The following is an 11781-nucleotide window of genomic DNA, read 5'->3' as shown; positions in this document are numbered from 1 at the left end:
GAATGGGGCATAGGGGATAGGGAATAGGGAATGGGGAGTTAGATTAGAGATGTACGCAGTTTTTTCAAAAATGAAATAGGAATCCTATAGTATTAAATACAAATTAAATGTATGGTGGCAATTGACCACCATACAGCTAAAAACTAAGCAATAGTTCTTTGAATTTTTTTGATAGTTTTTTTGATAAATCGATTAGTTTTTGATGCTATATTTGGTGGTTTTAGTTGTTGTGGTCTTTGTTCTGGTTGTTTGAGAAAACGATAGTACAAAAACTCATCTCTATAAAGAATATTGACATCTTCTCCTTGAGATAAACGAGCAAAATCGCTAGAGGAATAGCTCATGTAGTGAATGCGATGAATGGGTTTTAATCCATCTTGATTGTAAAGAACATTATCAATATTTACGAAGGGATCTGCATTAGCACAGTTGCCGGTTCTATCTTGACCATTAGGGCTGAGTGTGAAATTAAATAGTGGGCGATCGCACCGTAAAGTCATGTAATTAAACAAAAAAGCATCATCCCACCATCCATGTCCATTAATCCATTCAATTTCTCTTTTGTCAATTAGTTGCTGCTTCATTACTGCAATCTCTTGAGCAGTAAATAAGCCTCGCTTAGACCCAAAAAAACTAGAACAATGCAGCTTAGGACGAATATCAGCTTCCATATATAGCCCAGTTTTTTCTATAACTGAAATATCTAAAGCTGCTACAGTTCTATTCTTAAGATGTTCCCAATCATCAAAAACAAAATCGTATTTATTTAGCTTTTCAATTACATCCGTGGTTGGCTTCATCGCCAAGCTATCACCGTCATAAAATACAAATTGATCAAAAACACCCTCAAAAGCGACAAACTTTCTTTGTAAATGACTTTTGTACCAACTAGGACGGGATGCTTTTGTATCTCTTTCTCTGGGATGAGCCGCCCAAATTTGATGAGCAAATTCTTCCCAGCGTTGAATCACATCATCATTCTCAAACAATATTACGTTCTTTCGAGAATTAATTTCTTGCTTAACTCGGTCTAGTCGCTCATCATAAGGAATAATACAAACTGGGATATCTGCGCTAACATTTACCTCAATACTATTTAGCAAAGCTACTAATTGGTCATAGACGACATCATTCGCAAGGGTGTAAATACCGAAAGATTCCATTTGCCAAAATCCTTTTTTCCAGGTTATAAATAGTTTTAGCAATTATTTGAATAGATTGGGGATGATATAACTAACTGTGTATACGCGCAGTCGCGTGTCAGTCTCAGTGTTAGGCTAGCTTCAAACATGAATCACAACATATTCAATTGTTTAACTGCTATCTCTTTCTAAAATCAGATTCCCGACTTATTAAATAAATCGGGAATCTAATCTTTTCAATTTTCGCAAATTAAATAGGATTGCTACAGCAGATAATTCAATATCCACTAATAGTACTTGATTATTAAGAATGGTCTAAATTAATTACGCCAATTGTGATATATTCTCGATATTATACAAATTAAACTCGTCATGAGTTGATTGTACTATCCATCTATAATCTAATAAAGCTTTCATTCTTAAAAGCCTTGATTTGAGCGTTAGTGCTTTATTTTTATTTGTAACTCCAAAATAAACATTTTCACCATTTTTAATATAAACAGCACCTGGAAAAGGTAGAGGTTCAAGTGGTGTTCCTTTTTCTGCCAGAGTACTTGTTATATCCCGATGGCGATAGTAATCGTATATATATTGCGTATATTTATTGTCACATACAGACTTGATATTTTCAGGTACATTATACAAGTCATATCTAATTATATTGCTTGTTCCGCAGTATTGATCAAAACCTTTCCTCATAATACGTATGAGTCTACTACCTTCACTATAAATGTAGCCTTTTTTAATAAACCAACCATTAGCTTGAGGATTGCGATTAACAAACTCTGCTAGATATTTACTAACGCAGTCATCAGCATCAACACACATAACGTGTGATGGTTTGAGTCGCCGTGCATAGATTAATCCTGTGGTAAATTTGGACAGTTTATCTAACTGTTTGCTTTTCCAGTCTGTCCCTTGTAATTCAAAATTATGCTGAATATATGTGATGTGAGGGTGGCTAAATTCTATCTCAGGCTTTTCATTGCAAACAACAATCACTCGAAAGTCGTTGACAGTTTGGTTACAGATTGATTTTACACACCTTTCAAATAATTTAGATACGCTTTCCCATGATTTAGAAATATATTTGCTTTTGACTGGGACGATAAAAACAAGCATCTTAATTTTCCTATCTGGTCTGTGTATAGTTACATTTTGCCCTATGCTTCTATGTAAAAACAACAGGTTACGTGGAACTATACAGTAAATTTACTGTTGTTGTCAGCCAATAGGTAGCTAGCTTTTTGGTTGCTTTAATTTATGAAAATTTTACGAATAATATATAGTAATCCGATTTGATTCGTGAACTGACTTGTAGAGACACCGAATGGGGGATAGGGGATAGGGAATGGGAAATGCGAAAAAAGGGAGTTAGAGGTGTACGCAGTTCTTTCAAAAATCAAATAGGAATCCTATATAAGGGATATTTGTGATGACATATAGCCTGAAATGAAGTCATGGTGTATGTATCACGTACCAGATATCACTTGTATGAACATCCTAATGCTGTCTTCTACCTTTCCATATCCACCAACGCGTGGGGGAACCCAAGTGAGGACATTTAATTTACTTAAGTATCTGAGTCAATACCATACTATTACTCTGGTAACTCAACGCGATCGCAATGTTACAGACGCCGAAATTGGGGGATTGCGCGATTGGGTGGATCATCTAATGGTTTTTGATCGCCCTCCAGATTCTGGAACCACCGCAGGAATACTCAAGAAAATCCAGCGTTTTGGCATATTTGTGCAACAGAAGACGCCACCAAGTGTACTTAACCGCTACTCAGTCGAGATACAAGCCTGGGTTGATAACTTTGTGCAGTTAGGAAAATGTGATGTGATTACCTGCGAACATAGCGTCAATGAAATTTATGTACAATCGCATTTTCAGAAACAGCTAAAAACCATAGTCAATGTTCATAGTTCTGTTTACGGTAGTTGTCGTAATCAGCTAGCAACAGGAATTTCTGAAAATACGTTCAGAGACAAAATTAATCTCCCGCTTCTGCGTCGTTATGAACAAAACTACTGTTCTAAATTCTCGGAAATTGTAGTTACAACCGAAGATGACAGAATTCAACTACAAGAATTCAACCCTAATAGTAAAATTACAGTTATTCCTAATGGCGTAGACTTAGTTTCTTTCCCCAACCGTACCGCCGATCCAGGAGGACATGGGCTAATTTTTATTGGTGCAATGGATAATTTAGCAAATATTGACGCTGTTTGCTTTTTCAGTAATGAAGTCTTGCCAAAAATTCAAAAATATTATCCTGATACAACTTTTGATATTGTCGGTTCTCATCCAACGCCAGAAGTTTTAGCACTTAAAGAAAAACCGGGAATTAATGTGACTGGGGGTGTGCCTTCGATGGTAGAGTATTTACACAAAGCTACCATCTGCGTTGTGCCCATGCGGACTGGGTTTGGTATTAAAAATAAAACTTTAGAAGCAATGGCAGCAGGTGTGCCTGTAGTGGCAAGCGATCGCGGTTTAGAAGGGCTAGCTGTAGATGGTGCGAGCAAATCACTTCGGGCATTACGAGCAAATAAGCCAACTGAGTACCTCACCGCTATTAGTCAGCTATTTGATAATCCACACCTGCGCTCTGAATTATCTCGCAACGGTAGACAACTAGTAGAAACGGAATTTACCTGGGATATCGCTGGTAAAAGCTATGAACAAGTTTGTCTTGGCAAAGATAATTAATAATTCGTAATTGACCGATTATCTATGTAGAGACGTTGCAATCCAACGTCTCTGATACATCTGCTACCCAACATCATCATGGGCAAAGCGGTTAAAGAGGAAGTCTAAGGCATAGTTACGCAGTTGATAATATTGTGGATCTTCCATGATCCGGGCGCGATCGCGGGGACGAGAAAAAGGAATTTCCAGGACTTCGCCAATTTTCGCATGGGGGCCATTGGTCATCATTACCAATTTGTCTGCTAAAAATAGTGCCTCATCGATGTCGTGGGTAATCATCAGCACTGTACAACGGTTATCGCCCCAAATTTTTAGCAATTCTTCCTGTAATTCTTCTTTGGTAATCGCATCCAGCGCCCCAAAAGGTTCATCTAAAATTAAGACTTTCGGACGAATCGCCAAAGCACGGGCGATAGAAACCCGTTGTCTCATCCCACCGGACAATTGCATTGGTTTCTTTTCCATTGCATCACCCAGTCCCACCATTGCCAAATGATCGCGGACGATCGCTCTTTTTTCGGCTTCTGGTTTGTTGGGATAAACGGCGTTAACAGCTAAGTAAATGTTTTCAAAAGCAGTCCGCCAAGGTAGCAAGGCATAGTTTTGGAAGACAACCATTCTGTCTGGGCCTGGCTTGGTAATGGGTTCTCCTTCCAGCAAGACTTGACCGGAGGTAGGAAAGTTAAAACCAGATACCATATTTAGTAGTGTCGATTTGCCACAGCCAGAGTGACCGATGACACAAAGAAACTCGCCCTGTTCGACGTTGAGGTTTACGCCGTCGAGTACGGTGAAGGGGCCTTGCTTTGTCGGATAGACTTTGGTAACGTCTTTAATTTCTAGGAAAGGTCTACCGCTGCTGGTTCTAGTGGTTAATGGTTTTCCTAGTGTGGTTCTAGGTGTAAAGTTCCGGTTTTGCATAGCGATTTGGCGATTAAAAAGCTTAATGTTGGCGATGTGCAACTGAATATTCTGACCTCACTTCTATTCCTCTCGCCTTCTAAGGCGAGAGGCTTTGAATTTTCCCCCTTACCTACAAGGGAAGGGGGTAGGGGGTTAGGTCTTTTGTTGGTTTTTCCAGATGGCGTGAAAAATCAGATCATGAATGGAGTTCAGAAGGTGGCTTATTTCCCTGCTTTCTGTTAAGAGTTCCCTTTCATGACGCGAGTTTTCTTCTTGGTGCATCAAGAACAACTTCCGCAATTGAAAAATCACGTTTAATATCTAAAGTGTTGAGATAGGCGATCGGATCATCGGCGTTAAAGGGAGTACCATCGAACAGTTTGATGGGTTGGCGAATATAGCTAATATCCAAACCTAATTCCCGTGCGGCGGTGCTGAAAACACGCACTCGACACACCCGTTCCACAACTTCTACCCAATTTCTGGGGAAGGGAGTATCACCCCAACGCGCCAATTGAGTCATAATCCAAATTTGTTCAGTGCGACTGGGGCGGTTAATGGCAGAGTCAGAATAAAACTGGTGATGGGCATAGTCTCGCAACGGATGGTCTAAATCACAGGTAAGACTATCTGGATCTTCGAGTTGAATGTATTCTAAATCAGTGCTGACATAATCTCGCCCTGCTAAAATTTGGCGAATTTCTTGGGCATTTTCGGGATTTGCACAATAATAGCAAGCTTCTAGCAAAGCTTTGGTTAAGGCAATATGCGTATTTGGGTAATTTTCTGCCCAATCTTCCCGCACACCAAGAACTTTACCGGGGTGTCCGAACCAAACTTCTAAGTCGGTAGCGATGGTAAAGCCGACATTTTCCACAGCAGCGCGGTAGTTCCAAGGTTCGCCGACGCAGTAACCATCAATGCTTCCGGTTTTTAGGTCAGCTACCATCTGCGCTGGGGGAATGGTCTTCATATCCACATCGGTGTCGGGGTCAATTCCGCCAGCCGCTAACCAGTAACGCAGCAGCAAGTTGTGCATAGATGCAGGATGCACCACTCCCATTGTGTGCCGTTGGTCAAGGGTGTGAAGCAGGTATCTTTTAAAGTCTGATAAGCTGTGTACGCCTTGGTCATAAAACCGTTTTGCCAAGGTGATGGCGTTACCGTTGCGGGTCATGGTGAGGGCGGTGACAACTGGTAGGGGTTGGTTGTTATGTCCTCCCAAACTTAACCACATCGGCATCCCCGAAGGCATTTGAGCAGCATCTAAATAACCACCACTTATGCCATCTTCTATACCCCGCCAGCTACTTTCCCGCACGAGGTTAACTTCATCTAAACCATGCTTGGTGAAAAAACCTTTTTCTTTCGCAACTGCTAAGGGAGCGCAGGCGGTAAGAGGTAAAAAGCCGATTTCCAGGTTAACTTTTTCCAACCCATGACGGGCAATGTCTGCGGTTTTTCTGGCTCGAATTTTCTTGATGCGTTTCTGCTGATTGAGGAAGTAAATCATCTCACTCCGTAAGCTGTAGTAGCTAGGATGTTCTACTACTTGCATCCGCTTGCGGGGTCTGGGAATATCCACTTCTAAAATGTCACCAATTTTAGATTCGGGGCCGTTGGTCAGCATCACAATTCTGTCAGATAGCAGCACCGCTTCATCGATATCATGTGTTACCATCACGGCGGTAACTTTATTTTCTTCGCAGATTTGCATCAGTTGTTCTTGCAAATTGCCGCGTGTGAGTGCATCCAATGCACCAAAGGGTTCATCTAGCAAGAGTAATTTGGGACGAATTGCTAAGGCGCGGGCGATCGCAACTCGCTGTTTTTGTCCACCTGATAACATTCCTGGTTGCTTATCAGCATGGGGACGCAAACCCACCATATCAATATGTTTATTGATAATTGCCTTGCGTTCTGCATCGGGTAGACCTTTCATTACCGAGTCCACCGCCAGGGCAATATTTTCTCGTACCGTCCGCCAAGGTAATAGGGAATAATTTTGAAATACCACCATCCGATCTGGCCCTGGTTTGGTGATTCTTTGTCCTTCTAGGGTGACAACACCTTCAGTAGGCAAATCCAAACCGGCAATCATGTTTAATAGCGTGGATTTTCCGCAACCGGAGTGACCAACCAGAGAAACGAATTCTCCTTTTTTAATTTGCAGGTCAATTCCTTTCAGGGCGATATATTGACCACCACCGGTTAACTCAAAAACTTTATCAATTTGATCGACAGCAACAAATATAGACATAGGGAGTGGGGGTTAGGGAGGGGATTAGGGAGTGGGGATTGGGGTTAGGAATTTTCCATCCCTACTTCTGTTCTGCTGGTAAAATCTTGTTTTGAAGCCAAACCATCATTTTATCTAGCACAAGACCGACAACGCCGATGTAAATTAGAGCCAAAATTACTTCACTCACGCTGTTATTTTGATAGGCGTTCCAGATGAAAAAGCCAATCCCGACAATACCAGACATGACGATTTCTGCTGCGATAATTGCCAACCAAGCCAAACCAATGGCAATTCTCAAGCCAGTAAAAATGTAGGGTAAGGCGGCAGGTATGAGAATATTAAAGAAATACTCTTTGTAGCTCAGTTGCAGAACTTTGGCGACGTTGTTGTAATCTTGGGGAATTTGAGTTACACCCACAGCAGTGTTAATTAAGATCGGCCAAATTGCGGTGATAAAAATCACGAATAGGGCTGCTGGTTCGTTTTGTCGCAGTGCTGCTAAGGAAATTGGTACCCAAGCCAAGGGTGGTACAGTCCGCAGTAGTTGGAAAATGGGATCTAACGCCTTGGACATTGTTTTATTAACGCCAATCAAAATGCCCAAAGCAATACCAACAATTGCTGCTAGGCTATAACTGATTGCAACCCGTTGCAAACTGGCTAAAATCTGCCAAAAAAGTCCTTTATCAGTGCCGCCTTTGTCATAGAAAGGATACAAAATCAAGATCCAAGTATCTTTCACAACCTGTATGGGCCCCGGTAGTGTCGCGCCAGGAATAGAGGAAAATAATTGCCACACAACTAGAAATATCAGAATAGCGATCGCTGGCGGTATCAGGTCAGGAAATTGCTTTTGCAGACCAGATATAAAACCATTACTCAATCCAGGGCTTGTAGGGCGTTTTTGGGCGACTGTCATGATGCTGTGTTCTCCTCAATTTTTTTTATTTTTTATTTGTCCGTTGTCATTTGTCATTTGTCCGTTGTCATTTGTCCTTTGTAAATACTAATGACCAATACTTCTCTACGAGAGGCTGCGCCAACGACGCCGCTCAGTACAAGTAACCAATGACTAATGACTAATGACTAATGACCAATAACCAGTGACTAAATACTGACCTTCTTGATTTTGAGACTCTTCAAATATTCTTCTGGCTTTTCTGGGTCAAATTTGATGCCATCAAAAAACTCTTCTACACCACGGGATGTATTTGTGGGAATGTCAGCAGCAGCAATTCCCAGTTCTTTAGCTGTTTCTTTCCAAATATCTTCACGGTTGACTTTATTAATAAGTTCCTTAGCCTTAGCAGCATTATTGTCTAGATAATCTTTTGGTAAAAATCCCCAACGAACATTTTCAGTGATGAACCACAAATCATGAGTCTTGTAGGGATAAGAAACACTGCCTTTTTCATCTTTCCAGTAATAAGCTGCCATTGATTTATCATCAATTTGGCGACCATCACCCATGTCATACTTACCTTGATATGGATTTAAAAGGATCTCAGGTGAAGATAGATTGAAATAATTTCGTACAGCCAGAATTTTCGCTGCTTCTTCGCGGTTATCAAAGTTATCTAACCACTGCTGTGCCTCCATGATACCTTTGAGTAGCGCTTTTGTTGCCTTGGGATGTTTGTTAACCCAATCGGCTCTCATCGCAAAGTATTCTTCAGGATGGTTCTTCCAAATTTCTGCGGTTAATGCCGACATAAAGCCAATTTTATCCTTGACGATGCGATAAGGCCAGGGGTCGCCAGTACTGAAAGCATCCATCGTTCCCGTTTTCATGTTGGCAACAGTTTGAGCCGCAGGAACTGTTGCTAGCTTGACATCTGTATTCGGATCTATACCACTAGCAGCTAACCAATAACGAATCCACAAATCCTGGTTAACGTGGGGAAATGTAAATGCAGCAGTGAAGGGTGTGGAGGATTTTAGTTCCTTAAATAAAGACTTAGCGCCATCGAGTTTTAAACCAATACCTTTGCCAAGGTGCTTGTTTGCGATCGCAATTCCATTTCCATGTGTAATCAATTGACACAAAATATACATGGGAATTTTTTGATTCCCCTTGGTAATTATACCTTCTGTAATTAAATGTGGCATCGGCATCTGCCATTGACCGCCATCTATACCACCACCCGCCGAACCAATTTCTACGTTGTCTCGTGCTGAACCCCAAGAGGCTTGCTTAGAAAGGACAACGTTGCTCATGCCATACTTGGCAAAAAAACCTTTTTCTTTCGCAATGATTAAAGGAGCCGCTTCTACAATGGGGATATATCCCAGTTGGACTGTAGTAGTTTCTGGTGCTTGTTCAGGACTAATATTAGCAATCGGTTGAGCTGCTGGTTGTGCTGGAGTGCTTCCACCAGTCAGATTTTCAGGGGGATTGCCCAAACAGCCTTTGAGGAATACAGTACCAGCAGATGCTCCGGCTGTGAGGATGAATTTCCGACGGGAAATTTGATTAAAAAATTCTGTCATCATATCTCCAAAAATGTGAAGTTTCTTTTTTAAGCATGGCAATTGAGACAAAAGAAAACTAATGTCTAACGCGTTATTAATGAAGATTTAAAGCTATAGCGATTTTGCCGATTTCACCTTTTCGTAACAGAAAAGCTGAGAATGTCTAATTTAGTCAAATTTTAGATGACTTGATTTACTTAATTTCGTTGTGAATATAAGTTGTTGCTAAGCTTGTTGAAATTAGTGTACAAGCTTTTAAGCTAAAATAGCTAACTCAAAAATGTTAATTCTTAAATAAATATTAGATGGCAGGTATAAGTAAAAGTTTATCTATTTCCAAAAGTATTCAAAAAAATATAATGGATAGTAAAAACTCTATCAATAACATAGGGTTTTTTTATACTAGGTTATAGCTTTTTAATCTCACTCAAATCAAGGCTAGCTAGGGATGTGTAGCATTGGCAGAAGTCTTAGATGGCAATTAAACAAGTATTCAAGAGACTATTAATGGATAGTAAAGACTCTATCAACAACATAAATTTTACTTATAGTTTCCAGGGAAGCTAAAATTCTTATTTTCCCCTGTTATTATCCATATCTTTTCAATCCTCGCTTCGTTGCTATCCCAAAACGGGATAGCAACGAAGCTCATAACTCAAGTCCGTTGAAATTTTCAAGAAACATGGCATTGCACCAATCTCAATTAGTGCCCTCACCTGCCCTGCAACCAATTGCAATTGAGTAGACTACAGCAAATAGTTCCTTGCTTGTAGGGTAAGGATTGTAATGCTCACCCTACTTTTAATAAATAGGCAGCTTTTATCAAGTTATTAAATATATGTTTGCTTATATAACGCCTACTTGCTGTATGTATTTTTCGGAAATGGCGCTGTCGCAATTATGCAATCGAGTTTTCTAAATCTGGTAATTAAGTTTGCAGAAAGTGTAAATGACTAATCTCCGTACTTCCACCTATTGTATGAATCAAGCGAGGAGTTGAGCAGCCAAAACAAGGCAATCAACTAGTAGCTAGCAGTAAATCAATCTCAATTAAGGATTAAAAACCATGCAAGCTATCAACAACGATCTTTTCACCGAAATCACATCTGAAGAATCTGCTACCGTTAGCGGTGGTACCGCAGTTAACTTTGGTCTTAACCAATACCTGTTTATCTTGGGCGCTGGCACTGTGTTTGGTGTACCTGGATTGACTGCTGAAGAAACCAACTTCGCTTTTGAAAAAGCTGTTGCTGTTGAATCTCCTGCACTGAGTCTTTAATTCCTAGGTAACGGTTAAATTTTGACCGCGTATTTACCTGAAAATCTCTGGAATTCTACATTCCAAATTTTTCAGGTATGCCTAGGAATGCTTTAGGGATAAGCAAATAATAATTATAACTTTTCTAAATACTGGGACATTTTTGGGTGTTCCAGTATTTAGATTCACTATCTGTTTAACCCAGAGCGTACCACGAAGTCAATTCAAGGAGAACGAGAATGCCAACGACAAAGAAAAACCCTCTGTTTACGGAAGTAACAGTGGAAGAATCTGCTGTGGTTAGTGGCGGTAATTCTGGTAAGCCATTAGCTATTGTGAGTACTGATTTTCTGAGTGTCATTATCAAATACGTTGATGGTGCTCAGGAGTCTGTGACTCTTAATGTCTCTGATTCTTCTCCCTCTATCCCTCCTATCAAAAGCGGTTATCCGAATTTAGGATTAGCCTTATAGGATTTACCTTGAAATGTTTCAATAACCTTGAGCCAAAAGTAAATAGTTAAAAGCTAACACTACTAGTTACTTATCAAGCTCGTCGTTTATTTTATGCTCCTGGGTTGTCAGTTTACTCACCGTTATACCTAATTTTAATACAAGGAAGCAATGGAAGACATAAGCCCGCTTTTTACAGAACTCAACTTAGAAGAATCTGCTGCCGTCAGCGGAGGAAGCCTTCAGGTTAGTTTTGACCTTAATACTTACTTGTTCATCTTGGGGGCTGGTGTTGTATTTGGCAACCCTGGACTTACTCCAGATGAAATTCAGTTTGCCTGGGAGTCATCATTTGTATTTGGCCCTCAACTCCCCTCTTAAAAACGTCGTTTCAAATACAGCAGATTTCAGGTATATGAAGTACATAAATAAAACCCGAAACCCTGTAGAGACGTTACATGTAACGTCTCTACATGTAACGTCTCTACTTATGATTCATGAAAATGCTAACTGCTGTATTTGGTATAAACCAGCAAAATTTTAAATCAGGGTGTTTTTCATCTTGAATAATAGGTAAATCAAGACAGGCTTCTT

Annotated in this window: 10 protein-coding genes; 4 read left to right on the top strand and 6 right to left on the bottom strand. The window is 40.3% G+C overall.

Going from position 1 to position 11781, the window contains the following annotated elements:
• Window positions 1-143 precede the first annotated feature (143 nt).
• Together IQ246_RS16090 and IQ246_RS16085 are read right to left on the bottom strand one after the other, a co-directional pair.
• On the bottom strand, window positions 144-1163 hold the full coding sequence (locus tag IQ246_RS16090; RefSeq protein ID WP_194004355.1) for an Npun_R2821/Npun_R2822 family protein: 1020 nt from the start codon (window positions 1161-1163) through the stop codon (window positions 144-146).
• Window positions 1164-1466: 303 nt separating this feature from the next.
• Complete coding sequence (locus IQ246_RS16085) at window positions 1467-2264, bottom strand: glycosyltransferase family A protein (protein WP_194004354.1); 798 nt, start codon at window positions 2262-2264, stop codon at window positions 1467-1469.
• 372 nt (window positions 2265-2636) lie between these two features.
• On the opposite strand from IQ246_RS16085, the gene IQ246_RS16080 reads away from it, so the two are divergent.
• Window positions 2637-3860 carry a glycosyltransferase family 4 protein gene (locus IQ246_RS16080; protein WP_194004353.1) on the top strand — a complete coding sequence of 408 codons (1224 nt, stop codon included), beginning with the start codon at window positions 2637-2639 and terminating at the stop codon, window positions 3858-3860.
• A 63-nt stretch (window positions 3861-3923) separates the two neighbouring features.
• Here the strand turns inward: IQ246_RS16080 and IQ246_RS16075 are convergent, their stop codons facing one another.
• The 4 genes from IQ246_RS16075 to IQ246_RS16060 form a co-directional block, all read right to left on the bottom strand.
• Window positions 3924-4781 carry a nitrate ABC transporter ATP-binding protein gene (locus IQ246_RS16075; RefSeq protein WP_194004352.1) on the bottom strand — a complete coding sequence of 286 codons (858 nt, stop codon included), beginning with the start codon at window positions 4779-4781 and terminating at the stop codon, window positions 3924-3926.
• Window positions 4782-5016: 235 nt separating this feature from the next.
• Window positions 5017-7023, bottom strand: coding sequence for a nitrate ABC transporter ATP-binding protein (locus tag IQ246_RS16070; RefSeq protein WP_194004351.1), 2007 nt, complete (start codon window positions 7021-7023; stop codon window positions 5017-5019).
• Between the two features lie 61 nt (window positions 7024-7084).
• Entirely contained in the window at window positions 7085-7924 is an 840-nt protein-coding gene (gene ntrB / locus IQ246_RS16065; RefSeq protein ID WP_194004350.1) for a nitrate ABC transporter permease, read from the bottom strand.
• A gap of 188 nt (window positions 7925-8112) precedes the next feature.
• Window positions 8113-9495 carry a CmpA/NrtA family ABC transporter substrate-binding protein gene (locus IQ246_RS16060; protein WP_194004359.1) on the bottom strand — a complete coding sequence of 461 codons (1383 nt, stop codon included), beginning with the start codon at window positions 9493-9495 and terminating at the stop codon, window positions 8113-8115.
• A 1048-nt stretch (window positions 9496-10543) separates the two neighbouring features.
• Between IQ246_RS16060 and IQ246_RS16055 the strand changes: the two genes are divergently transcribed.
• The 3 genes from IQ246_RS16055 to IQ246_RS16045 all read left to right on the top strand — a co-directional run bounded on the left by IQ246_RS16055 (window position 10544) and on the right by IQ246_RS16045 (window position 11568).
• Window positions 10544-10756, top strand: a complete 213-nt coding sequence (locus IQ246_RS16055) for a hypothetical protein (RefSeq protein ID WP_194004349.1) — start codon at window positions 10544-10546, stop codon at window positions 10754-10756.
• 218 nt (window positions 10757-10974) lie between these two features.
• Complete coding sequence (locus tag IQ246_RS16050; protein ID WP_194004348.1) at window positions 10975-11208, top strand: hypothetical protein; 234 nt, start codon at window positions 10975-10977, stop codon at window positions 11206-11208.
• A 150-nt stretch (window positions 11209-11358) separates the two neighbouring features.
• Window positions 11359-11568: a hypothetical protein gene (locus tag IQ246_RS16045; protein WP_194004347.1), complete on the top strand. Its 210-nt coding sequence runs from the start codon at window positions 11359-11361 to the stop codon at window positions 11566-11568.
• Window positions 11569-11781 lie beyond the last annotated feature (213 nt).

Origin of the sequence: aff. Roholtiella sp. LEGE 12411 (assembly GCF_015206995.1) — a bacterium.
In the GTDB taxonomy this organism is placed as follows: domain Bacteria; phylum Cyanobacteriota; class Cyanobacteriia; order Cyanobacteriales; family Nostocaceae; genus Komarekiella.
The sequence above is the reverse complement of the archived record's forward strand: the minus strand, read 5'-3'. Positions and strand labels throughout refer to the sequence as shown.

Coding starts and splice junctions, on each gene's coding strand:
- IQ246_RS16045 (WP_194004347.1), top strand. CDS start 11,359: ATGGAAGACATAAGCCCGCTTTTTACAGAACTCAACTTAGAAGAATCT.
- IQ246_RS16075 (WP_194004352.1), bottom strand. CDS start 4,781: ATGCAAAACCGGAACTTTACACCTAGAACCACACTAGGAAAACCATTA.
- IQ246_RS16060 (WP_194004359.1), bottom strand. CDS start 9,495: ATGACAGAATTTTTTAATCAAATTTCCCGTCGGAAATTCATCCTCACA.
- IQ246_RS16070 (WP_194004351.1), bottom strand. CDS start 7,023: ATGTCTATATTTGTTGCTGTCGATCAAATTGATAAAGTTTTTGAGTTA.
- IQ246_RS16080 (WP_194004353.1), top strand. CDS start 2,637: ATGAACATCCTAATGCTGTCTTCTACCTTTCCATATCCACCAACGCGT.
- IQ246_RS16050 (WP_194004348.1), top strand. CDS start 10,975: ATGCCAACGACAAAGAAAAACCCTCTGTTTACGGAAGTAACAGTGGAA.
- ntrB (WP_194004350.1), bottom strand. CDS start 7,924: ATGACAGTCGCCCAAAAACGCCCTACAAGCCCTGGATTGAGTAATGGT.
- IQ246_RS16090 (WP_194004355.1), bottom strand. CDS start 1,163: ATGGAATCTTTCGGTATTTACACCCTTGCGAATGATGTCGTCTATGAC.
- IQ246_RS16055 (WP_194004349.1), top strand. CDS start 10,544: ATGCAAGCTATCAACAACGATCTTTTCACCGAAATCACATCTGAAGAA.
- IQ246_RS16085 (WP_194004354.1), bottom strand. CDS start 2,264: ATGCTTGTTTTTATCGTCCCAGTCAAAAGCAAATATATTTCTAAATCA.